Genomic DNA, 20,439 nt, shown 5'->3' with positions numbered 1-20,439 from the left:
CGCCTTCGGCTCAGCGCGCCATCGCAGAACGAGAAGGCATTGCCTCTAGGCTCGGCCTTGCCCATTTGCTAGGGAGTGCTTGTGCAAAGATGAGGCTGCCATGACACCCGATGAGATCGTCAAACTTCCCTATCGTCCCTGTGTTGGGCTGATGTTGATGAACGCGGATGGCAAGATCTTTGTGGGCCAGCGTAGCGACCGGTACAAGGATGCCTGGCAGATGCCCCAGGGGGGTGTGGACAAAGGTGAAGACCCCCGCGACGCCGCCCTGCGCGAGCTATGGGAAGAAACGGGCGTGACCGCAAATCTGGTTGAGGTCGTTGCCGAGACCGAGGGTTGGCTGCCTTACGACTTGCCCCATGACATCGTGCCCAAGATCTGGAAAGGTAAGTATCGCGGGCAAGAGCAGAAATGGTTCCTGCTGCGCTTTACGGGCACCGACGATCAAGTCGACATTCAGACTGAGCATCCGGAATTCACAGATTGGAAATGGCAGGCGCCGGAACAGTTGATCGCTGAGATTGTGCCGTTCAAACGCGAAGTCTATGCCCGTGTAATCGACGCTTTTGCCGCACACCTGAGTTGATTGGCGATGACCGGATAGTCGGTCCCTCGCCCGTTCGGTCAATTTTCAACTGGTTGGCCGCCTGAAAACCGGCGTCAACAACACAGGCGATTTCAAGTACTCCTATTTCGTCCTCGGGTGGCGTTATCCATGACGCAGGCTTCGGCTCCGCCAGGGGCCGGGCCTGCCATTTACTGCGATAGTGTGTTTGCTCTGAACGAAACGTCGTTGCTTGGGTTCGCCCATTCAAACATGGGTGTCAGTTTGCTGACAAAGAACACGACCCCGCTTTTTGAACAAAATAAGCTTGGTGGATCCAGCACAATCGCCAGTGTGTGCGCTTGATAGTTGCCTGAAGTCTGCAGTCCGCGCTGTTGATCTCTCGTTCTCTGCAGAGGGCACGGTCCAGTTGTGATGTCTTAGAGCCATCTGGGTGTGGTGGCCGTTCACCCGGCGACAACTTGACGTGAAGGGGCGTGGGCGTAGGTCGATTTCATACCTAGGTTTGTCGCCATGAAAGAAACCACTCACCCCCTACCGCTGCCTACTCCGGCTGGACGAAAGTTTTCGGGAACCGATCAGCGAGCACCCTTGCAGAGCGGCCTGCGCGCTTGTGGCGAGTTTGGTCCAACCCAGACGGCAGGGCAATTTTACCCCGTGGCATGCGTCGCACTGGAAGTGACTCAAAGGTGCAATCTGGATTGCACCTTGTGTTATCTCTCGGATCAGGCTGAAGCGACTAATGATCCGCCTTTGCCAGTTCTTTTTGCGCGGCTTGCCATGATCCACAGTCACTATGGACCTGGTACTTCGGTTCAATTGACCGGTGGAGACCCGACCTTGCGCAGCACCGATGATTTAGAGGCGCTGTGTCGTGAAATCCGCCGCCTGGGTCTGCGCTCCTGCCTCATGACCAACGGCATCCGTGCGACGCGCGATATACTGCGACGGTTGGCGCAGGCCGGATTAAACGACGTTGCCTTTCACGTAGACATGACCCAAGAACGAAAGGGGTTTTCGGATGAGGCCGGATTGAACGCGGTCCGGTTGAATTATATTGCTCGCGCCCAGGGTCTGGGGGTGCGTATCCTATTCAACACCACCGTTTTTGGCGGGAATTTCGCCGAACTTTCTGACTTGGCGCGGTTCTTTCGCGATCAGGATCAGGTCGCCTTCGTCTCGTTTCAGATGCAGGCTGACACTGGGCGGGGTGTCTTGCGGGCGCGTCCTGATGTGATCACACAGGACAGCGTGATGCGTGCAATTGAGGTGGGGTATGGTAGCACGCTTGATTTTGATGTTGTTCAGGTGGGGCATTCTCAGTGCAACAGGTATGCCAGCGTACTGCGGAGGCCGGGATACGCGATGTCCTTGTTGGCGAAGCGGAAGCTGGTTCGTATTATGATTGCGGCGTTGGCGGGCGTGGATCGGTCGTCCGACGGGCATTTGGATATCCAAGACAGCTTGCGGCGATTGACTATTAGGCATCCAATCTTGGCAACTCGCGCGGCGCTTGGGTTTTTGCATGTTTATCTGCGCGTCGCTTTCTTTGACAGATGGGCGAGACCAACCCGACAAACCGTATTTTTGCACAACTTCATGGCGTCTGATGATCTGGATGCGGGCCGCTGTGCATCTTGTGTTTTCATGGTCGCAACGCCCAATGGTCCGCTGTCAATGTGTGTTCACAATGCGCACAGGGATGCGCATTTGGCAGCTGTGGACCAGATTGAAACGACCCAGGGCCCGCGCTGGTGGAATGGCGCCGTGTCGGGCCTGTCCGACACCGATGATCTGCCCAACGTTGTGGCCCATCCCAGTGCATTGGCGTTTAAGCGCCTCAAGGGTCGGTTGCGGGAACAGGCCCGCGTGGCCGGCCAATCAAAGGAGGATTTATGAGGTTGCGAACCCTGGCTGTGCTAACGGTGGTCGCGCTCCTTTCGGCCTGTACAGCCATCGAAAGAGCCGCAGTGCCAAAGGCGGATCCGCGGGCCGACGTATTCCCGACTCAATTCGCACAACCTCCCGGACAGGCAGTGGATCATCGACCCTGGTCAACTTTCCTATCCCGCTTTGTGCGTAGGGATGCAGACGATGTGAACAGGGTGGATTATGCGACTGTAAGCAAATCAGATCGAGAAACGCTTGATCGCTATCTGGCTACGTTGCAGCAGGTCCGACCGCACCGCTTAACCCGAGAGCAACAGCTGGCTTTTTGGATCAATCTCTACAATGCATTGACTGTAGATCAGGTGCTGGATGCCTATCCAGTGGCGTCGATCCGGGACATAAACGACGGGCTGTTGTCGATCGGCCCTTGGGATCGCCCGGTTGCCCAGGTGGCTGGACAAAGCCTGTCCCTCAACGACATCGAACACAGGATCATCCGGCCAGACTATGCTGAGCCTCGTATTCATTATGCGCTGAATTGCGCTGCGGTGGGGTGCCCGAATTTGATGCCTCGCGCTTGGCAGGCGGCAACCCTAGATGTTGACTTGGCAGAGGCCGAACACGCCTATGTCCACGACCGGCGGGGTGTGCGCTTCGACGGGCAGGGCCGACTGATAGTGTCAAAGACATATGCTTGGTTCCGCGAGGATTTTGCAGATACTCCAGCCGGAGTCTTGGATTATCTGCGCTCTGTTGCCGACCCTGAACTCAAGGCGCGCTTGGACGCAGTCAGCCGCATTTCGCGATATGACTACGATTGGGCCCTCAACGATCGATCACTACGTCAGAAATAGAACGCAACCGCGCTGCGGGGGGCGTCAGCCCCGCGCAGCGCCCGGCCCAACCAGAGAAGATGCCCCGTTAGGGGCATCGACGATGGGCGGGAGCATCCCCGAGTTTACAGCAGACCTGCTTCGCGCAGCAGGTCGAGCATGTTGGCTTCGGGGCGGGGGCCGATGTGGCTGATCACTTCACGCGCGCAGACGCAGCCGATCTTGGCGCAGGTTTCCAGATCGCGGCCCGTGGCCATGCCATACAGGAAACCGGCGGCGAACTGATCGCCCGCGCCCGTGGCGTCAACCGGTACGATCTTTTCGACCGGTACGTCGATCCGCTGACCCTCGCTCAGCACCGATACGCCATCACCCGAGCGGGTGCAGACCACCAGGGGACAGATTTCGGCGGTCTTGGCCAGCGCAGCCTCCAGATCGTCGGTTTCGAACAGCGACTTGATCTCGTCCTCGTTGCCGATCACGAAATCCAGCTCGTTTTCGATCAGTGAAAGGAAATCGGCGCGGTGCCGTTCGACGCAGAATGGGTCGGAAATGGCGATGCCGGTCTTGCCGCCGCCCTCGTGGCAATCCCGCGCGGCTTCCAGAAATGCGGTTTTACCTTTGTCTTTGTCGAACAGATACCCCTCCAGGAACATGATCTGCGATTTGCCAGCTACGTCTTTGGACACGTCATCCGAGCTCAGCTCGGACGAGATGCCTAGATAGGTGTTCATTGACCGCTCGCCATCGGGTGACACAAAGATCATCGAACGAGACGTCGGCAGTTCACCCCCGGCGATCGGCGGGTTGACGAAATCCACGCCATCCTCGTTCATCGCATTCGCGTAAAACCGACCCAAAGCGTCGTCGTGCACCCGGCCAATGAACGCGGCGTCCAGCCCAAGCGCACCGGCACCCGCGATAGTGTTGGCGACCGAACCACCCGGCGTCTGCACCCGGCTTTCCATCGCCGCATAGAGCACCTCGCCCCGCTCGCGTTCGATCAGCTGCATGATGCCCTTTTCGATCCCCATAAGCTCGAGAAAGCTGTCATCGGATTGGCTGATCACGTCCACGACGGCATTGCCGATCCCGACGAGTTGGTAGGTCTTCATAGGTTCTTGTCCTCGAACATGCACAAGTCACGGATCAGGCAGGTGCCACACATCGGCTTGCGCGCTTTGCAATGATACCGGCCATGCAGGATCAGCCAGTGATGGGCATGAAGCTGAAAGTCGGCAGGAATGTTATCTTCGACGGCGCGTTCCACGGCGTCGACGTCTTTGCCGGGCGCGATACCAGATCGGTTGCCGACGCGAAAGATATGAGTGTCCACCGCCTGCGCAGGCTGGTGCCACCACATGTTCAGAACCACATTGGCCGTCTTGCGACCCACACCTGGTAATGATTGCAGGGCGGCGCGGGAATTAGGAACTTCACCGCCATAGTCCTCGACCAGAATGCGGCTCAGCTTGATGACGTTCTTGGCCTTCTGGCGGAACAGGCCAATGGTCTTGATGTGGTCGGTCAGCCCCTCTTCACCCAGATCAAGCATCTTCTGCGGCGTGTCCGCGATTTTGAACAGCTCCCGCGTTGCCTTGTTCACTCCAGCGTCGGTTGCTTGCGCCGAAAGCGCTACCGCGACCACAAGGGTGTAGACGTTCACATGTTCCAGTTCCCCTTTGGGCACTGGCTCTGCTGCCTGGAACCGAGAGAAGATCTCCCGGATCGTATGATAATCAAGTTGCTTTGCCATGGTGGTCTTAATGCCGTGGGGAAGGGCTTGGGTAAAGTCACTCAACCACAATGGGCATCAAAGAAGTGTGCTTTCTGCGGCACAATGAACACGCCATCCCTTTCATAAGGCGCTAAAAGCTTGGCGGTTGTGTCGATCACAAGTTGGGTTTTCTCTGCTCCAGCTTCACGAAGATCTTTTTCTATGGGGAGGGCTAGAATCTGTTCACCGAGTTCATCGAACTCGCGTTGAAGGTCAATCGTTTCGTGCCGCTTGACAGTAAATCCGGTTTCCTCAAGCAGTAAGCGGATTGCCTCGCCGTCTCGATAGGAAAAGGGTGCGCGCGCCTTTTTAGCGGCTTGCGTGCTGATGTGGTGTTCCAGGGCCGTGGCCAGGGAATCGTTGAATGGTGAGATCTCTTTCCAGCACGTCAGACACAGGCGGCCGTCTGATTTCAGAACCCGCTGGATCTCCCGCAATGCAGCGGGTTTGTCAGGAAAGAACTGCAGCCCTTGCTGGATACAAGCCAGATCGAAAGTACCGTCTTTAAGTGGTAGTTCAGTTACGTCTGCCGCCAGCCACTCCAGCGTGTGGGTTGTGTCTGGTGTCAATTCACGGGCCACATCAATCATGGTCTGATTAAGATCCGTTCCCAATATTCGCCCCCGACCGGGAAGGCTCTTGGCGATGGCCCGGGTCAAGGCACCTGTACCACAGGCCACGTCAAGAACGTGAGCATCTGATTGCAAACGAAGCAGCTCCACCGTTCTCTCTGCCAAAGGTCCGAACATCGCTGGAACGGAATGCGCTTGGTACTTGCGGGCGGCTGCCTCAGTCAGGCGAAATGAATCGGGCATAGCGAATAATCCACAAAAGGAAAACTCTAGCATATCCCGCTACGAGGCCCAAATTCAGATGGTTGCGCAAGTTCCGGGTCGCGTCTTTGCGAGGTAATTCGCTAATGTGAGGTCAGTGGAAGAAAGGGTATCGTGATGAACATGCGCACCGGGGAAGAGGGTTATCACTACGGCGTCATGCGTCGAGCCATCGAACTGATCGACCAGGGCGAAGGGAACCTGTCGCTCGAAGATTTGGCGCGCCAGATGAACATGAGCCCAGCACATTTTCAGCGGCTGTTTTCTCGATGGGTCGGTGTGTCGCCCAAGAAATACCAACAATACCTGACACTGGGCCACGCCAAGGCGCTGTTGCAAGAGCATTTCACAACGCTCGAGGCCGCGCACAGCGTCGGTCTGTCCGGCACTGGTCGCCTGCACGATCTGTTTGTTCGATGGGAAGCGATGAGCCCAGGCGAATATGCCCGTCACGGGCAGGGTCTGACGATCTATTGGGGTTGGTTCGAAAGCCCCTTTGGTCCAGCTCTGGTCATGGGCACGGACAAGGGGATTTGCGGGCTTGGCTTTGCCGCTGAAACCACAGCCGAGGCGGCAATGGAGGATCTGCTGTCACGGTGGCCCAAGGCCGAGTTTATCGAGGACCCGATGCGCCTGCGTCCTTGGGTTCTGAACATGTTCAACGCCGCCAGCGACCGCCTGGAGCCAACGCCGCTTTACCTGATCGGCGCGCCCTTACAGATCAAGGTATGGGAGGCGCTGCTGCGCATCCCATCCGGTCAGGTCACCACCTATTCCGAAATCGCCGAAGCCATCGGCAACCCGCGCGCAGTGCGCGCTGTGGGCACCGCTGTGGGCCGCAATCCGATCAGTTGGATCATCCCCTGCCACCGTGCTTTGCGCAAATCTGGGGGCTTGGGTGGGTATCACTGGGGCTTGCCTGTCAAACGCGCGATGCTGGCCTATGAGGCCGCCAGAGCCGAAGCCTGATCCGGGATTTGGGCTCACAGGTCTGGACCGGATTGGTCACTTCACGCTCGGCGACAGCGGCGCGTTCGATTTCCCAGGATTTCGGCGCGCGGCGTCTGTGCCAACGGCCCAGCCCCAGCTCCATCAGTGTCGTATGGTCGTAGGAATACATCTGCACTCTCCAATTCAACTTGTGCATCTGACCAAATCAGAACCCTCCTGACACTCTGTTGTCAGGGGGCTGTGCTAAGGTGTCAGGACTAGTCCGGAGACTCACATGCACCGATCCAACCGCCTGTTCGAAATCATCCAGATTCTGCGCGCTGCTCCCGGACCAGTGACGGCTGATGCGCTGGCCGAACAACTCGAGGTTTCGGCCCGCACCATCTATCGCGACATCGCTGCATTGCAGGCGATGCGAACCCCGATCGAGGGCGAGGCGGGGCTAGGCTATCTGATGCGGCGCGGCTACGATCTGCCGCCGCTGAATTTCGACCTAGAAGAACTTGAGGCTCTGCGCGTCGGCTTGTCGATGCTGGAGCGCACTGGCGACAGTGCCTTGCAGCAGGCAGCCAAGAGGATCTGTCAGAAGATCGAGGATTTGCACGATCCGGCAGAATGGTTGCAGGTGGCCCCATGGGGGGCCCCGCTGGATGATGTCGAGCGGGGCTGTGTGTCCAAGTCGAGCCTGCGCTCGGCCATCCGGCAGGAGCAAAAGCTGCGACTGACTTATCGGGACGAGACTGGCCGGGAAACACAGCGCGTCGTGCGCCCGGTGGCTTTGATCTATCACCTCGAGTGCACGATGCTGGCTGCCTGGTGCGAAATGCGTGGCGGGTTTCGACACTTCCGCACCGATCGCATCTGGGATTGTGACTGGCTCGAGCAGCGGTTTGCGGGGCAAGGTGCAGCTTTGCGCGAGGTCTGGCACCAGCAAAACCGATGGGAAGACCGGGACAGAACCTTCAATTCGGGCTCGGATGCGCAAGGAACCGCCGAATTCACCTGATTGTCGGTTGAGCGGACGCGACCAAAGCATGATATAGTGGTGGTAATGAAAAGCCCTGCGAACAAGGGCCGTTGAGCAGAAGGTGACCTTATGTCGATCTCGAAAACCTCGTTGGCCGTGCTGGTGGGCACGGCTCTTACCTTGAGCGCTTGTACTGATCCGGCCCAGTTGGGTTCGCAAACCGATCCCAAGCAGAACACCAAAACCGGCGCGATTGCCGGTGGTATTCTGGGCGCAGGTATTGGTGCCATTACTGGATCATCCGCCAAATCGGCGATTGTTGGTGCTGCCGCCGGGGCCTTGGCGGGCGGCGCGGTTGGGTCCTATCTGGACAAGCAGGCCGCTGACCTGCGCCAAGAGCTTGCCAATGACGGCATCACCATCACCAACACCGGCGACCGTCTGATCGTGTCGGTGCCCAACGACATCACCTTTGACACCGACAGCTCGTCGGTGCGACCCGCCCTGCAATCCGACTTGGACAAGGTCGCGCAGAACCTGCTGAAGTACCCTGAAAGCAGCGTCCAGATCATCGGTCACACTGACAGCGATGGCGAAGCAGAATACAACCAAGGTCTGTCCGTACGCCGCGCCAACGCGGTGGCCGATGTTGTCCAGGCCGGTGGCGTGCCCTACAACCGTATCTCGACCATTGGCCGGGGCGAAGATGACCCCATTGCATCGAACCTGAACGACACAGGCAAAGCCCAGAACCGCCGGGTCGAGATTGTGGTTATCCCCACCAACGCTTGATCGTGTTTAGCGCTTGTTAATAGTGATAAAACGTCTCTGTCCCGCCGCTGATGGCGGGATGGAATTTCAGGCTTCTGTGCGTTCGAAAGCACCGAACGATCTCTCCAAACAACCTTCACTCGAATATTTCTTCGAGAATGTTACAACTCGTTTTTCAGGAAGGTTTCTGAATTAGCCAGATCATGGTTTGGTTTTTGGGTTCGTCGGTGGCGTATGCCTGCTTTCTGATCGTTGCAAGCTATGTCAGCGAAGTTTTGACTTCCAAAATCCCTACCCACCAAAAGGTATGTCGGCGGTATAGGGTTTCACCAAGTGCCGCTCACTTTTTCGATAATTCGAACGGATGCGGCATCGTTGGGGCTGGTGGTTATCACCACATAATATAAGCCAACCGCATTTGCCTCTCGAAGTATTACGACAAGCGCGGCAGACGCCGACCCATCTCTGTGTCGCCATGGCACCACAGCGTACCGAAAGTGGCCGGACCAAGTCGACGGCAATTCCCAGGCCACCAGTTTTCATAGCGCACTTATGTGTCCTATATCCAACGATGGATGTCTGGCAAACGCGGCACTGTTGAGCCGACCGGCTGTATTTCCGGTCCGGTTTTGGCAGCAGGGTCATTGAGATATGCATCAACTGAGGCAAGGTTGTTTGAGATTTGGGGGATCAGTGCTTGGATCGCTTTGGTCCGCAAATTGTCTGGTGACCAGCCTCTTAATAAAGCCGACAGGGCGGATTTTCCTTTCTGCCTGCAGATTTTTGAACATCTCCTGCGCGCGGGTTGGGGTTGGTCCTTGGTCGCATATCGTTACATAGGGAACAGCTACAAATACGGAGTTATTCAAGATGTCCGCACCCGTTCTTTTGGGCCTGTCTGGCTCGCTGCGCAAAGATGCCACCAACCGTAAGCTGCTGCGAGAGGCCGCGCGCCTGTTCGACGCCGGCACCTATGTCGAGGCGGACCTGCACCTGCCGCTTTATGATGGTGACGTGGAGAACGCCGAGGGTATCCCGGCCGTCGTCCAAACTCTGGCCGATCAGATTGCAGCTGCCGATGCGATCGTGATCTCGACCCCGGAATACAACAAAGGCCCGTCGGGCGTGCTCAAGAACGCGCTGGATTGGGTCAGTCGAACGGGCTCAAATCCCTGGGTGGACAAACCTGTTGCTGTCATGTCGGCAGCGGCTGGTCGGGCAGGTGGTGAGCGCGCGCAGATGGTTCTGCGCGGGTTCATGGTGCCGTTCCAGCCCCGTATCTTGCAGGGGCCTGAGGTTCATTTGGCCGGCAGCTCAAACGAATTCGATGAGAACGGTAAGCTGACAAGCGAACACTACACCAAGACGCTGCAGGCGTTGATGGCCAAACTGCGCACCGAGGTCGACCGCTAGGCTCAGGCAACAACCGATAAAAAACCCCGGCATAACGGCCGGGGTTTCATTGATCTGCAGGTGAACCGGGATCAGTAGCGCGGGTCGTGCGAGGTATCCTCGTCCTCGTCGTCGTCACCAGCCGGGAGACTGAAGAAGCTGTCGGGATCGGCCACGTTTTCACTTGGCTTTTCCTTCTCGTCATCGCTGCCGCTGAGCGTGAAGGTTTCCAGACCTTCGATCGCAGTCGGGATCTTGGGCTCGGCGTCCATTTCCAGCGACTGCTCGGTCGACACCAGCTTGCGGCGTTCGTCGTCGCTCATCACGCCACCTTCGGCGGCTTTTTTGGCGGCAGCTTTTTGTACAACTTGGTCCAGTTCGGACTGTTTACACAGGCCCAGGGCGACCGGGTCGATAGGCTGGATGTTCGAGATGTTCCAATGCGTGCGCTCGCGGATCGCCTGGATCGTCGGCTTGGTGGTGCCCACCAGTTTCGAGATCTGACCATCGCTGAGTTCCGGGTGGAACTTGACCAGCCACAGGATCGAAGCCGGGCGGTCCTGACGTTTGGACAGCGGCGTATAGCGCGGGCCACGGCGCTTTTCCTCGCCCGACGCGGCCGGGTTGAACTTGAGCCGCAGCTTGTGCATTGGGCTGTCTTGCGCGGCGTCGATCTCTTCCTGGGTCAGCTGGTTGTTGGCGATGGGGTCGAACCCTTTCACGCCGGCGGCCACATCGCCGTCTGCGATGCCCTGAACTTCGAGTTCGTGCATGCCAACGAAGTCCGCAATCTGCTTGAAGCTGATCGTGGTATTGTCGACCAGCCACACGGCGGTCGCTTTGGTCATCAACGGCTTTGCCATGTGAACGTCTCCTTAAAACACATCTTCCCCGCCGCCTGAAACAGGCGCCTTGGCGATCCAAGGCAGGTTACCGTTGTCGGGGAACTTCGCCCGTATATAGTCGCGCAAAGGCAATAAGGAAAGAGCGAATGCGTTGGTTGGTTTTTTGGGTGTTATCGGCTCTGCCGGTTCTGGCAGATGGGGAAAAAGCCGGAGAGTTCGACTACTACGTCCTGTCGCTTAGCTGGTCACCCAATTGGTGTGCCACCACGGGCGATGCGCGCGAGTCCGAGCAATGTGACACCCGCCACAATTATGGTTGGATATTGCACGGGCTATGGCCGCAGTATCACCAGGGCTGGCCTGCATATTGCCGCACGCCTCACTCTGCCCCCTCGCGTCGCATGACCCGTGAGATGCAGGATATTCAGGGCAGCCCCGGCTTGGCCTGGCACCAGTGGAAGAAACACGGCACCTGTTCGGGCCTGAATGCCACCGAATATTTTGCCTTGTCTCGAGAGGCTTACGGCCAGATCAACCGCCCGGAGGTGTTCCGCAAACTAGACCGCAGCGTGAAACTGCCTGCTTCCGTGGTCGAGGAAGCATTTCTGAAGGCCAACCCCGAGCTGGAGGCGGATATGGTGACGATTACTTGTCGGGATGGCTATATCGAAGAGGCGCGGGTTTGTCTGTCCCGAGAGCTAAAGCCTGTTCCATGCGGTCGGGACGTGATCCGCGACTGCTCGCTGGAAGGGGCTGTTTTCGACCCCGTCCGCTGAGGGATCAGCCGCACACTGGCGCGGCTGATCAGCGATTCACTTCTTTTCGATCATTCTGAGCACGGCAACCATCACGATGCCGTAAAGCACATGCCCGACAAGCGCGACCCAGGTGATGCCGGTGAAGTTCAGAAAGAACGGCAGGCCCGCAATCACGGTGATTCCACCGATGGCGAAAACCCACAGGCCAAAGCCATAGATGGCCGACGGCAGGAACCAATGCGTGGCGCCCATCACTCGTTGCCAGATCGGCGCAAAGATGAACATCCAGCCAATCGGATAACCCACCAAACCAACCAGATAGAAGTGCACAAAATAGCCTGCGAACTCTCCGCTCGGCAGGCCCAGTGTCTGCAACAGGCTACGGGCCAGGCCGTGGGGGGAAAGGTTGGCAAAGCCCAATGTCGGGCTGATCAACTGCCCCCACAGGTCAAAGGCGTTCGACGCGAAAAAACCCGAGATGAACATTAAGCCCAAGGTCTGAACGCTCAGCCCGGGCATGGAACCCACGAGGCGGGGCGAAGTGTGGTTGTGCATTTTCATTTGTCCTTGATGGTGCAACCAATGTTGCTTTTGGCTGACCATAGCGCAGCCATCAGAACAACGACATGTCAGCACCCTCAAGCCCATGTGATTTTCTGAAATGAACGCCCGAAAGCATCATCAGCCGCCGCCGGTCATTTCGTTCTGGCACTGTCGCGCATATTCCAGCGCTTTTGATGTGCCTTTGAGGTCTATGGCCATAACCTCTTGCCCGCTTTGCCCATAGACGGTCATGATTTTGCGCTTTGCGATAGCATTCACAAAATTGCGGTCGTTGAAGAACAAGATCGCGGCCGAGATCTTGCCGTCTTTAATACCCGTAGCGAGGGCATCGAACTTTTCGCCGTCCAGATCAAAGGTCACCGGGTACTCCTTGCCGTTCTCGATGTCGCCCCAGGCCTGATTGAAGATGGTCAGATAGCCGCGACCCCCAACCATGTCATAGCCTAGGCGGACGACAGACAGATCTTGATATACAGTCTGGATCAGGCAGCCATCACCGAACTGCGGATCGACCATCAGGTTCCAACCATGAACCATTCCCTTGTCGATCAGCTCTTGCGCGGACGCAAATCCGCCGCCAAAGGTCAATGCGGCCGCAAGGCCAAGCGCGGTCAATGTTTTCATGATCTCTCTCCAAAATCCTGTTGGGCCAATATGTTGGTCTGCCCCAATGTGTACAGAAATCACCCCAGGAACCAAGCCTTATCCCTATCCCCCTTGAAGAGAGGCACGCGTCTGCGTACCAAGCGGCATGTTGAATATCCTGTCCAAGATTCTAGGCCCGCATCGGGCCGTAACGGTTTACGCTTTCCTTCAGACCAAGGGGATCGCCTTTTTGGGTGTGCTTGCCTTGGCTGGCATTCTGATCGGTCTGTTGCTGATGTCGGGTGACGAGACCCACGAGCATGAGGCATTCATGACCGTGCCGGTTCTGTCAGCAACCGCGATCAACGGGGATCTGCGCAGCGGTGTGATAGCCTCGGTGCGCTTGCCTGACGGATCAGCGACCTCGATCACCTCGACCGAAGGGCCAGTTGCCAGCACTGTTGGCGAAACTGCCTGCATCGAAAAACGGGTTTATGTCCAAAGTGGCGAAGCCCGATATCGGATCAAGCTTCCGCGCCATTGCAATTGAAAAAGGCCGGGCGCTATGCCCGGCCATGGTTCTGGTAATTCGGCTTGTTCAGATCATCTGAAACAGAATCCCGGCGATGATCGCGCCGCTGATGCCCAGACCTAGATACATTGCAAATACCCTCGGTTTCACCAGCGACCAGACCGCTGCCATCGCAGGGATCGAGCTGACGGCACCCGCCACCATAAAGGCCATCGCAGCGCCCGCGCTCATCCCCTGTTCCATCAATCCTGCCAACAGCGGCGGCGCGACGTAAGAGTTCAGGTAGGCAGGCATGCCCACCAAAGCAGCCGTTGCAATTGGCACGACACCCTCGCCGCCCACAAGTTGCGCGATCAAATCGGCAGGGACGTAGAAGACCAACAGGGCCTCGAGCACATAGGCCATCGCCAGCCACTTGAAGAGGAAGACCGCGTTTGAGGCGAATTCGGACTTGAACACGGAACGGCGGGCAGGCTCGGTCCAGAATTTCCAGACAGGTTTTTCCTGTTCTTTCGATCCGCTGCCACAGCACCCCGATGGCTTGTACTGGCGCAAAGGTTGAGCAAAGGCACCGCGCGACATGAGACCCTTGATAACAAAGCCACCAAACAGACCCAAAGCAACCGCCGTCACTGCCTTGCCGATGGCAAAGGGCCAGCCAAGCGCGCCTGCAGTGATCAACAAGGTCGGCGGGTCGATCAGCGGCGAGCTGAGCCAGAACGCCATGACTGCCGACAACGGCGCGCCCAAAGCCAGAAGGCCAGCGATAAAGGGGATCACCTCGCAAGAGCAGAACGGCGCCAAGCCACCAAACAATGCGGCCAGAAAGATCATCCGCGTCTCGCGACCAACAAAGGCGCGCGCCACCATGACCTCGGCCCCGGTGGCCTTGAGGTACGCGAGCAGCAGAACGGCAAACAGGATGTATTGGCCGGTGTGGGCCAGCGCCTTGATCGCAAACTCGATCACGCCACGCAGGTTGTCCGGATCCAGCGCCGCCACGCCGATCAATGCAAAGACGATTACCGCCCAGGGTGTTTTCAGGAATTTGAGGAGGGACGCGCTGCGCCTTGGGTTTTGTGTAAGATCAGCCATCGTTCGCTGCCTTTTGGGGCGCGTCGGCACAGCATTCACCAAGGATGAAGTCTGCCAAAACGCGCAGTTGATTGAAATTCGCCCGATTGATGGTGCTGCGGCCCGCCTTTTCCTGGACCACCACGCCACCACCGGCGAGAAACTTGAGATGATGCGCCAGGGTCGACGGCGCGATTCCCGTCCGCTCCTGAATCTCGCCGACGGTCAGCCCTGATTCGCCTGCACGCACCAGAACCTTGAGAACCTTCAATCGAGATTCAGACCCCATCGCCGAAAAACCTGCGGCTACTAATTCCCACATTTTTCGAACCCTTCTATTAAACTAGATTTCTAGTTATATGGTTTATTTGAGAGCCGCAATAGGATTTTTGATCGAACCTGACATGGTTCGACCTATATCAAGCCCCTGTTATACTTGGTGTTTGCGCCTAATTATCCAAAAATTGAGCCCGAACGTATCGATTTTCTAAACCTCCGCACATGACACGAATTGCACTTGCACGAATGAAACGACAAAATTTCGACCCTAACTGTAAGTCCAGATTGCACGCCACTTAAGGCCACACTATGGTGCCGCAATGGGCATCTCAGTCGACACCTTCTTTCTGAAATCTGACGCGCAGGGCACCCTGCAGGCGCAAATCCAGCAAATGATTGCTGAAGGCATCCTGTCGGGGCGCTTTCACGTGGGCGAAAAACTGCCCTCATCGCGCAAATTGGCCGCCCATCTGGGGATCAGCAGGATTACGGTGACCCTGGCGTACACCGAACTTTTGGCGAACGACTACCTGACGTCTCGGGGTCGGTCTGGATACTTCGTGTCGGATAATGCGCCTGTTCCCCCCAGCTATACCCCACTGCAGCGTGCGGAAGAGACAGTAGACTGGAATCGCGCCATCGCCCGCCGGTTTACCGGAGGGGACACGTTGCACAAGCCAAGCAATTGGCGCGACTATCGCTATCCATTCATCTACGGGCAGGCCGACCCGACGCTGTTTGACCACGCGAATTGGCGTTTGTGTGCAGTCAGGGCTTTGGGGCAAAAGGATTTTGCCTCGCTCACGGCCGATTACGTCGACCAGGACGATCCGCTGCTGATCGAGTTCATCGCGCGACACACCCTGCCACGGCGCGGGATAACCGCCAAACCCGAAGAAATCCTGATCACGCTCGGCGCGCAGAACGCACTTTGGCTGGCGGCAAGGGTTTTGCTTAATCGTCGCCGTAAAGCCGCTATTGAAGACCCTTGTTACTACGCGCTGCGCGAACTGCTAATTCAGGCCCGCTGCCAGGTTGCTCCTTTGCGGGTGGACATGGACGGGCTGCCGCCTGACGTAATCCCTCACGATACGGATGTGATTTTCACGACGCCCAGCCATCAGAGCCCGACAACGGCGACCATGCCGCTGAACCGACGGCATGATCTGTTGCAACGCGCACGTGAGATCGATGCGATGATCGTAGAGGACGACTATGAGTTCGAAATGGCCTTTCTGGCCGCGCCCTCACCAGCGTTGAAGTCGTTGGATCGTGACGGGAGGGTCATCTACGTCGGCAGTTTTTCCAAATCGCTGTTTCCAGGGTTGAGGTTGGGATACATGGTCGGGTCCGAAGCATTCATTCGCGAGGCCCGCGCCTTGCGGTCGCTGGTCCTACGGCACCCGCCTGGACATATCCAGCGCACGGCCGCCTATTTCCTGTCACTGGGCCATTATGACGCCCAAATTCGCCGTGTTTCCGCCGCCCTTCTCGAACGCAGAAAAGTCATGGAATCGGCCATTGCCAATCATGGGCTGACGATTGCAGGGCGTGGGGCCTATGGCGGCTCGTCCTTGTGGATGCAGGCCCCAAAAACCGTGGATACAACTGTTCTGGCAGAAAAATTGCGTGCGCAGAGTGTTCATATCGAACCGGGTGAACCGTTCTTTTCCGGCCCCGAAAAGCCGAAAAACTATTTCCGGCTTGGCTATTCCTCTATTCCCGTCAATCGGATCGAACCGGGTATCGAAATCCTGGCCCAGTCCATCAACCGCTTTTGATGGGGCATCTGGACCTAAGCGGTTCAACTTTTTGGCCCTAACCCGTGGCGTCTGCTTACGCCTAAACCAGTTCCAAACCGCCGGTACACTCGTGCCGGTCAACCATAATCTATTTTTGGAGTGCGCCCTCATGAAAATGACCACTGAAGAAGCCTTCGTCAAAACGCTGCAGATGCACGGCATCGACAACGCGTTTGGTATTATCGGTTCCGCCATGATGCCGATCTCGGACATCTTCCCCGACGCAGGTATCAAATTCTGGGACTGCGCCCACGAAACATCCGGCGGCATGATGGCCGACGGTTACACCCGCGCCACCGGCAAGATGTCGATGATGATCGCGCAGAACGGCCCCGGCATCACCAACTTTGTGACCGCCGTGAAAACCGCTTACTGGAACCACACACCGGTTCTGCTGGTTACACCCCAGGCTGCGAACAAAACAATCGGCCAGGGTGGCTTCCAGGAAATGGAACAGATGAACCTGTTCGCTGACTGTGTTGCTTACCAGGAAGAAGTCCGCGACCCGTCGCGCATCGCCGAAACCCTGAACCGCGTGATCATGCAAGCCAAGCGCGCATCCGCTCCGGCTCAGATCAATATCCCACGCGACTTCTGGACCCAGGTGATCGACATCGACCTGCCGGTCATCGTTGATTTCGAACTGCCCCAGGGTGGTGACGTTGCCGTACAGAACGCAGCTGACCTGCTGTCGTCGGCCAAATTCCCGGTCATCCTGAACGGCGCTGGCGCGATCCTGTCCAAAGGCGGCATCGAAGCCTCGCGCATTCTGGCCGAAGCTCTGGACGCACCTGTTTGCGTTGGCTACCAGCACAACGACGCGTTCCCGGGCAACCACCCGCTGTACGCAGGTCCTCTGGGTTACAACGGCTCCAAAGCCGGTATGGAACTGATCGCCAAAGCAGATGTTGTTCTGTGCTTGGGCACCCGACTGAACCCGTTCTCGACCCTACCCGGCTACGGCATCGACTATTGGCCCACAGACGCCAAGATCATCCAGGTCGACATCAACCCTGACCGTATTGGCCTGACCAAGAAAGTTACCGTTGGTATCGTTGGTGACGCAGCCAAAGTTGCATCCTCGATCTCGGCCAAACTGGCTGACGATGCGGGCGACGCAGGCCGCGCCGAGCGTAAGAACCTGATCTCGACCACCAAGTCGGCATGGGCGCAGGAACTGACTTCGATGACCGAAGAGCAGGACGATCCCGGCACCGACTGGAACGTGCGTGCACGTGCAGCCAAGCCTGATTGGATGTCCCCTCGTATGGCATGGCGCGCGATTCAGGCATCCTTGCCTGTCGAAGCGATCATCTCGTCCGACATCGGCAACAACTGCGCCATCGGCAACGCCTATCCTTCGTTTAACGACAGCCGCAAGTATCTGGCACCTGGCCTGTTCGGTCCCTGTGGTTACGGTCTGCCGTCGATTGTTGGTGCGAAAATCGGTCAGCCAAACGTACCGGTTGTTGGTTTCGCTGGTGACGGCGCGTTCGGCATCTCTGTCAACGAACTGACAGCGATCGGCCGCGGCGACTGGCCTGCGATCACCCAGATCGTCTTCCGCAACTACCAGTGGGGTGCTGAAAAGCGTAACTCGACACTGTGGTTCGACGACAACTTTGTCGGAACCGAGCTGGATGAAGGCGTTTCGTATGCAGGCATCGCCAACGCATGTGGCCTCAAAGGTGTTATCGCGCGCACTCAGGACGAACTGACAGCAGCACTGGCACAGGCCATCGAAGATCAGAAGAACGGCATCACCACCCTGATCGAAGCGATGATCAACCAGGAACTGGGTGACCCCTTCCGTCGTGACGCGATGAAGAAGCCTGTCGAAGTTGCCGGCATCAGCGCTGACGACATGCAGCAGCAGCAAGTTTAATTCAAGACTAGGGGCCGGGACGCATGACCAAGACACCTATCGAGTTGTTGCGTGAAAGCGCCCCGGCCACCCGCCCTGTTATTGCTCTAAGCGAAGGCCAAGATCCCCGCATCGTTGCGGGGGCCCTGGCAGCCCACAAGGCCGATCTGGCCGATGTTATTCTTGTTGGACCGCAAGCCGAGGTTGAAGCTGCGTTGCAGGCCGAAGGGGCCTCTGCATCTGATGGCGTTGCAATCCACGACCCGGCGACCTCGGAATTGACCGAAGAGTTCGCAAATCTCTATTTCGAACTGCGCAAGCACAAAGGTGTGGACCCCGCCAAGGCACGCGCCACCGCCGAAACACAGCTGGCCTATGCCGCGATGCTGGTGCGAACGAGCCGTGCCACGGGAACAGTCGGCGGCGCCGTGCACACCACCGGTGACGTGGTTCGCACTGCCATTCAAATCATCGGTATGGCGCCGAACGCAGGAATGATTTCGTCCTTCTTCCTGATGTACCCGCCCGAAAACGCCCAACCCGGTGCGCGCGCCATGCTCTATTCCGACTGCGGATTGGTCATCGATCCAAGCGCGGCGGAACTCGCCAAGATCGCAACCGCCTCGGCCACTTCGGCCCGAGCGTTGCTGCGGTCCGAGCCCAAGATCGCGATGCTCTCGTTCTCCACCAAAGGCAGCGCCAAGCATCCTGTTGTGAACAAGGTCATCGAGGCGACTGAGACCTTGCATGCCAACGCGCCAGAGCTGGACGTAGATGGCGAATTGCAATTCGACGCAGCATTTGTTCCGTCAGTGGGCGAGCGTAAATCGCCCGGATCAACCGTGGCCGGTCAGGCCAACGTCATGATCTTCCCCAACCTGGACGCTGGGAACATCAGCTACAAGATCACTCAGCGGATTGGCGGCTATTCGGCCATCGGTCCGGTGATGCAGGGCCTTGCACAGCCTGCAAACGACCTTTCACGCGGCTGTAGCGCGGATGACGTGACCCAGATCATCGCGGTCACCATCTTGCAGGCGCAGTCCAACTGACACTTACCTAGGCAGCTCGACCCCGAGCCGGGGTCTTTGCGACCCATATTGAAAAAAGGAAAGAACAATAGATATGGCGTCCGCAAATCCTGAAACCCTGTCGTTTGTTGAGCGGTACACAGCGCGCACGCGCGAGCTGTTCCCCGGCATCATGGTCGCCATTATGGTGGCTGTGGCCGCAAAATTTCTGTCTGAACACTACGCCACCCCGGCCATGCTGCTTGCCCTGCTTCTGGGCATCGCCATCAGTTTCCTGGGCGAAGAGGGCAAAGCTGTTCAGGGTGTTGCCTTCTCTGCCCGTACTTTGTTGCGCCTTGGTGTGGCCCTGCTGGGTGTTCGTGTTTCGATGACGCTGATGATGGGCCTTGGCTGGGATCTGATCGCGCTGGTAGTGGGAGGCGTTCTGGCCACCATCGCATTCGGTCTCGCGATTGCGCGGTTCTTTGGCCACAAATGGCGCTTTGCCTTTCTGACTGCCGGGTCGGTTGCCATCTGTGGGGCATCCGCCGCTATGGCGATCAGTGCCATCCTGCCCAAGGATGAACGCTCGGAGGAACGCCTGATCTTTACTGTTCTCGGGGTGACCGTCCTGTCGACCATCGCCATGATCGCCTATCCGATCCTGGTGCGCACGCTGGGCATGAACGACGTCGCAGGCGGTGTATTCCTGGGTGGCACGATCCACGACGTGGCGCAGGTCGTTGGTGCGGGTTTCTCGATCTCGGAACAGACCGGAGACACCGCAACGCTCGTCAAACTCTTTCGCGTTGCCATGCTAGCCCCCATCGTTCTGGTCGCTTCGCTGATCATTCGCCGCTTTACCGAAATGGACGAAGGTGGTGATCGGCCGCCAATCCTGCCCGGTTTCGTGATCGGATTCTTGGTTCTGGCCGCTGCCAGCTCGTTTGGTTTGATCCCGCCCGTGATCTCGGATTTCCTGAGCCAAGCCTCGCGCTGGCTCTTGCTCGTCGCCATCGCAGCGGTGGGCATGAAGACCAACCTCAAACAAGTACTCTCGGTCGGCGGCGCCGCCATCGCCCTGATCATCGTTGAAACCTTATTCATTGCCGGAGTGATCCTCGGGGGAATGACTTTCCTGACCTGA

The 20,439-nt window shown here is 57.7% G+C and carries 21 protein-coding genes; 13 read left to right on the top strand and 8 right to left on the bottom strand.

The features are described 5' to 3' along the window. Window positions 1-100 precede the first annotated feature (100 nt). The 3 genes from G6R15_RS13370 (at window position 101) to G6R15_RS13360 (ending at window position 3,309) form a co-directional block, all read left to right on the top strand. A complete protein-coding gene (locus G6R15_RS13370; RefSeq protein ID WP_164660421.1) occupies window positions 101-586 on the top strand; it encodes an RNA pyrophosphohydrolase in 486 nt (161 codons plus the stop codon). 492 nt (window positions 587-1,078) lie between these two features. Beyond that, window positions 1,079-2,464, top strand: coding sequence for a radical SAM protein (locus G6R15_RS13365; RefSeq protein ID WP_164660420.1), 1,386 nt, complete (start codon window positions 1,079-1,081; stop codon window positions 2,462-2,464). After that, window positions 2,461-3,309 (top strand): DUF547 domain-containing protein, encoded by an 849-nt coding sequence (locus tag G6R15_RS13360; protein ID WP_240336762.1) that lies wholly within the window; start codon window positions 2,461-2,463, stop codon window positions 3,307-3,309. Before G6R15_RS13365 ends, G6R15_RS13360 begins: the two co-directional genes overlap by 4 nt. 104 nt (window positions 3,310-3,413) lie before the next feature. Here the strand turns inward: G6R15_RS13360 and G6R15_RS13355 are convergent, their stop codons facing one another. The 3 genes from G6R15_RS13355 to G6R15_RS13345 are packed head-to-tail and all read right to left on the bottom strand — an operon-like array spanning window position 3,414 to window position 5,880. After that, complete coding sequence (locus tag G6R15_RS13355) at window positions 3,414-4,403, bottom strand: adenosine kinase (protein ID WP_164660419.1); 990 nt, start codon at window positions 4,401-4,403, stop codon at window positions 3,414-3,416. Beyond that, the gene (nth, locus tag G6R15_RS13350; protein ID WP_164660418.1) at window positions 4,400-5,044 is read right to left on the bottom strand and encodes an endonuclease III; all 645 of its coding nucleotides are present in this window, start codon (window positions 5,042-5,044) and stop codon (window positions 4,400-4,402) included. The genes G6R15_RS13355 and nth overlap by 4 nt, the downstream gene beginning before the upstream one ends. A gap of 41 nt (window positions 5,045-5,085) precedes the next feature. Further along, a complete protein-coding gene (locus G6R15_RS13345) occupies window positions 5,086-5,880 on the bottom strand; it encodes a class I SAM-dependent methyltransferase (RefSeq protein ID WP_164660416.1) in 795 nt (264 codons plus the stop codon). 135 nt (window positions 5,881-6,015) lie between these two features. Here G6R15_RS13345 and G6R15_RS13340 point away from each other — a divergent pair, with 135 nt between their 5' ends. The 4 genes from G6R15_RS13340 to G6R15_RS13325 all read left to right on the top strand — a co-directional run bounded on the left by G6R15_RS13340 (window position 6,016) and on the right by G6R15_RS13325 (window position 10,000). Then, the gene (locus G6R15_RS13340) at window positions 6,016-6,867 is read left to right on the top strand and encodes a bifunctional helix-turn-helix domain-containing protein/methylated-DNA--[protein]-cysteine S-methyltransferase (protein WP_164660414.1); all 852 of its coding nucleotides are present in this window, start codon (window positions 6,016-6,018) and stop codon (window positions 6,865-6,867) included. Between the two features lie 256 nt (window positions 6,868-7,123). Further along, window positions 7,124-7,855 carry a YafY family protein gene (locus G6R15_RS13335; RefSeq protein ID WP_164660412.1) on the top strand — a complete coding sequence of 244 codons (732 nt, stop codon included), beginning with the start codon at window positions 7,124-7,126 and terminating at the stop codon, window positions 7,853-7,855. 90 nt (window positions 7,856-7,945) lie between these two features. Then, on the top strand, window positions 7,946-8,608 hold the full coding sequence (locus tag G6R15_RS13330) for an OmpA family protein (protein WP_164660410.1): 663 nt from the start codon (window positions 7,946-7,948) through the stop codon (window positions 8,606-8,608). Between the two features lie 849 nt (window positions 8,609-9,457). Next, window positions 9,458-10,000, top strand: a complete 543-nt coding sequence (locus tag G6R15_RS13325; protein WP_164660408.1) for an NADPH-dependent FMN reductase — start codon at window positions 9,458-9,460, stop codon at window positions 9,998-10,000. A gap of 71 nt (window positions 10,001-10,071) precedes the next feature. On the opposite strand, the gene G6R15_RS13320 is transcribed toward G6R15_RS13325, so the two are convergent. Continuing rightward, window positions 10,072-10,842, bottom strand: coding sequence for a DUF1013 domain-containing protein (locus G6R15_RS13320; protein WP_164660406.1), 771 nt, complete (start codon window positions 10,840-10,842; stop codon window positions 10,072-10,074). 128 nt (window positions 10,843-10,970) lie between these two features. Between G6R15_RS13320 and G6R15_RS13315 the strand changes: the two genes are divergently transcribed. Then, window positions 10,971-11,600, top strand: a complete 630-nt coding sequence (locus tag G6R15_RS13315; RefSeq protein ID WP_164660405.1) for a ribonuclease T2 — start codon at window positions 10,971-10,973, stop codon at window positions 11,598-11,600. Between the two features lie 36 nt (window positions 11,601-11,636). Here G6R15_RS13315 and G6R15_RS13310 read toward each other — a convergent pair whose 3' ends face one another. Both G6R15_RS13310 and G6R15_RS13305 read right to left on the bottom strand, forming a co-directional pair. After that, the gene (locus G6R15_RS13310; protein ID WP_164660403.1) at window positions 11,637-12,137 is read right to left on the bottom strand and encodes a hypothetical protein; all 501 of its coding nucleotides are present in this window, start codon (window positions 12,135-12,137) and stop codon (window positions 11,637-11,639) included. A gap of 126 nt (window positions 12,138-12,263) precedes the next feature. Then, on the bottom strand, window positions 12,264-12,770 hold the full coding sequence (locus tag G6R15_RS13305; RefSeq protein ID WP_164660401.1) for a hypothetical protein: 507 nt from the start codon (window positions 12,768-12,770) through the stop codon (window positions 12,264-12,266). A 127-nt stretch (window positions 12,771-12,897) separates the two neighbouring features. Here G6R15_RS13305 and G6R15_RS13300 point away from each other — a divergent pair, with 127 nt between their 5' ends. Next, entirely contained in the window at window positions 12,898-13,281 is a 384-nt protein-coding gene (locus tag G6R15_RS13300; RefSeq protein ID WP_164660398.1) for a hypothetical protein, read from the top strand. Window positions 13,282-13,329: 48 nt separating this feature from the next. Here the strand turns inward: G6R15_RS13300 and G6R15_RS13295 are convergent, their stop codons facing one another. Both G6R15_RS13295 and G6R15_RS13290 read right to left on the bottom strand, forming a co-directional pair. Continuing rightward, window positions 13,330-14,358, bottom strand: a complete 1,029-nt coding sequence (locus G6R15_RS13295) for a permease (protein WP_164660395.1) — start codon at window positions 14,356-14,358, stop codon at window positions 13,330-13,332. Further along, the gene (locus G6R15_RS13290) at window positions 14,351-14,659 is read right to left on the bottom strand and encodes a helix-turn-helix transcriptional regulator (protein ID WP_164660392.1); all 309 of its coding nucleotides are present in this window, start codon (window positions 14,657-14,659) and stop codon (window positions 14,351-14,353) included. Before G6R15_RS13290 ends, G6R15_RS13295 begins: the two co-directional genes overlap by 8 nt. A 277-nt stretch (window positions 14,660-14,936) precedes the next feature. Here G6R15_RS13290 and G6R15_RS13285 point away from each other — a divergent pair, with 277 nt between their 5' ends. From G6R15_RS13285 to G6R15_RS13270, 4 genes are all read left to right on the top strand, one after another. After that, a complete protein-coding gene (locus tag G6R15_RS13285) occupies window positions 14,937-16,397 on the top strand; it encodes a PLP-dependent aminotransferase family protein (RefSeq protein ID WP_164660391.1) in 1,461 nt (486 codons plus the stop codon). Between the two features lie 130 nt (window positions 16,398-16,527). Beyond that, on the top strand, window positions 16,528-18,303 hold the full coding sequence (gene xsc / locus G6R15_RS13280; RefSeq protein ID WP_164660389.1) for a sulfoacetaldehyde acetyltransferase: 1,776 nt from the start codon (window positions 16,528-16,530) through the stop codon (window positions 18,301-18,303). A gap of 23 nt (window positions 18,304-18,326) precedes the next feature. Continuing rightward, complete coding sequence (gene pta / locus G6R15_RS13275; RefSeq protein ID WP_164660387.1) at window positions 18,327-19,334, top strand: phosphate acetyltransferase; 1,008 nt, start codon at window positions 18,327-18,329, stop codon at window positions 19,332-19,334. A 73-nt stretch (window positions 19,335-19,407) separates the two neighbouring features. Beyond that, on the top strand, window positions 19,408-20,439 hold the full coding sequence (locus G6R15_RS13270; protein WP_164660386.1) for a YeiH family protein: 1,032 nt from the start codon (window positions 19,408-19,410) through the stop codon (window positions 20,437-20,439).

This window comes from Tropicibacter sp. Alg240-R139, assembly GCF_900537075.1.
Taxonomy (GTDB): domain Bacteria; phylum Pseudomonadota; class Alphaproteobacteria; order Rhodobacterales; family Rhodobacteraceae; genus Falsiruegeria.
Note: the sequence above shows the minus strand (reverse complement) of the source record. Positions and strands in the feature narration are given on the sequence as shown.

What these genes read in the sequence shown, in the direction of transcription:
- G6R15_RS13310 (WP_164660403.1), bottom strand. Translation starts at nt 12,137, where the DNA reads ATGCACAACCACACTTCGCCCCGCCTCGTGGGTTCCATGCCCGGGCTG.
- G6R15_RS13325 (WP_164660408.1), top strand. Translation starts at nt 9,458, where the DNA reads ATGTCCGCACCCGTTCTTTTGGGCCTGTCTGGCTCGCTGCGCAAAGAT.
- G6R15_RS13360 (WP_240336762.1), top strand. Translation starts at nt 2,461, where the DNA reads ATGAGGTTGCGAACCCTGGCTGTGCTAACGGTGGTCGCGCTCCTTTCG.
- G6R15_RS13305 (WP_164660401.1), bottom strand. Translation starts at nt 12,770, where the DNA reads ATGAAAACATTGACCGCGCTTGGCCTTGCGGCCGCATTGACCTTTGGC.
- xsc (WP_164660389.1), top strand. Translation starts at nt 16,528, where the DNA reads ATGAAAATGACCACTGAAGAAGCCTTCGTCAAAACGCTGCAGATGCAC.
- G6R15_RS13345 (WP_164660416.1), bottom strand. Translation starts at nt 5,880, where the DNA reads ATGCCCGATTCATTTCGCCTGACTGAGGCAGCCGCCCGCAAGTACCAA.
- G6R15_RS13330 (WP_164660410.1), top strand. Translation starts at nt 7,946, where the DNA reads ATGTCGATCTCGAAAACCTCGTTGGCCGTGCTGGTGGGCACGGCTCTT.
- nth (WP_164660418.1), bottom strand. Translation starts at nt 5,044, where the DNA reads ATGGCAAAGCAACTTGATTATCATACGATCCGGGAGATCTTCTCTCGG.
- G6R15_RS13315 (WP_164660405.1), top strand. Translation starts at nt 10,971, where the DNA reads ATGCGTTGGTTGGTTTTTTGGGTGTTATCGGCTCTGCCGGTTCTGGCA.
- pta (WP_164660387.1), top strand. Translation starts at nt 18,327, where the DNA reads ATGACCAAGACACCTATCGAGTTGTTGCGTGAAAGCGCCCCGGCCACC.
- G6R15_RS13370 (WP_164660421.1), top strand. Translation starts at nt 101, where the DNA reads ATGACACCCGATGAGATCGTCAAACTTCCCTATCGTCCCTGTGTTGGG.
- G6R15_RS13285 (WP_164660391.1), top strand. Translation starts at nt 14,937, where the DNA reads ATGGGCATCTCAGTCGACACCTTCTTTCTGAAATCTGACGCGCAGGGC.
- G6R15_RS13355 (WP_164660419.1), bottom strand. Translation starts at nt 4,403, where the DNA reads ATGAAGACCTACCAACTCGTCGGGATCGGCAATGCCGTCGTGGACGTG.
- G6R15_RS13290 (WP_164660392.1), bottom strand. Translation starts at nt 14,659, where the DNA reads ATGTGGGAATTAGTAGCCGCAGGTTTTTCGGCGATGGGGTCTGAATCT.
- G6R15_RS13340 (WP_164660414.1), top strand. Translation starts at nt 6,016, where the DNA reads ATGAACATGCGCACCGGGGAAGAGGGTTATCACTACGGCGTCATGCGT.
- G6R15_RS13270 (WP_164660386.1), top strand. Translation starts at nt 19,408, where the DNA reads ATGGCGTCCGCAAATCCTGAAACCCTGTCGTTTGTTGAGCGGTACACA.
- G6R15_RS13320 (WP_164660406.1), bottom strand. Translation starts at nt 10,842, where the DNA reads ATGGCAAAGCCGTTGATGACCAAAGCGACCGCCGTGTGGCTGGTCGAC.
- G6R15_RS13365 (WP_164660420.1), top strand. Translation starts at nt 1,079, where the DNA reads ATGAAAGAAACCACTCACCCCCTACCGCTGCCTACTCCGGCTGGACGA.
- G6R15_RS13335 (WP_164660412.1), top strand. Translation starts at nt 7,124, where the DNA reads ATGCACCGATCCAACCGCCTGTTCGAAATCATCCAGATTCTGCGCGCT.
- G6R15_RS13300 (WP_164660398.1), top strand. Translation starts at nt 12,898, where the DNA reads ATGTTGAATATCCTGTCCAAGATTCTAGGCCCGCATCGGGCCGTAACG.
- G6R15_RS13295 (WP_164660395.1), bottom strand. Translation starts at nt 14,358, where the DNA reads ATGGCTGATCTTACACAAAACCCAAGGCGCAGCGCGTCCCTCCTCAAA.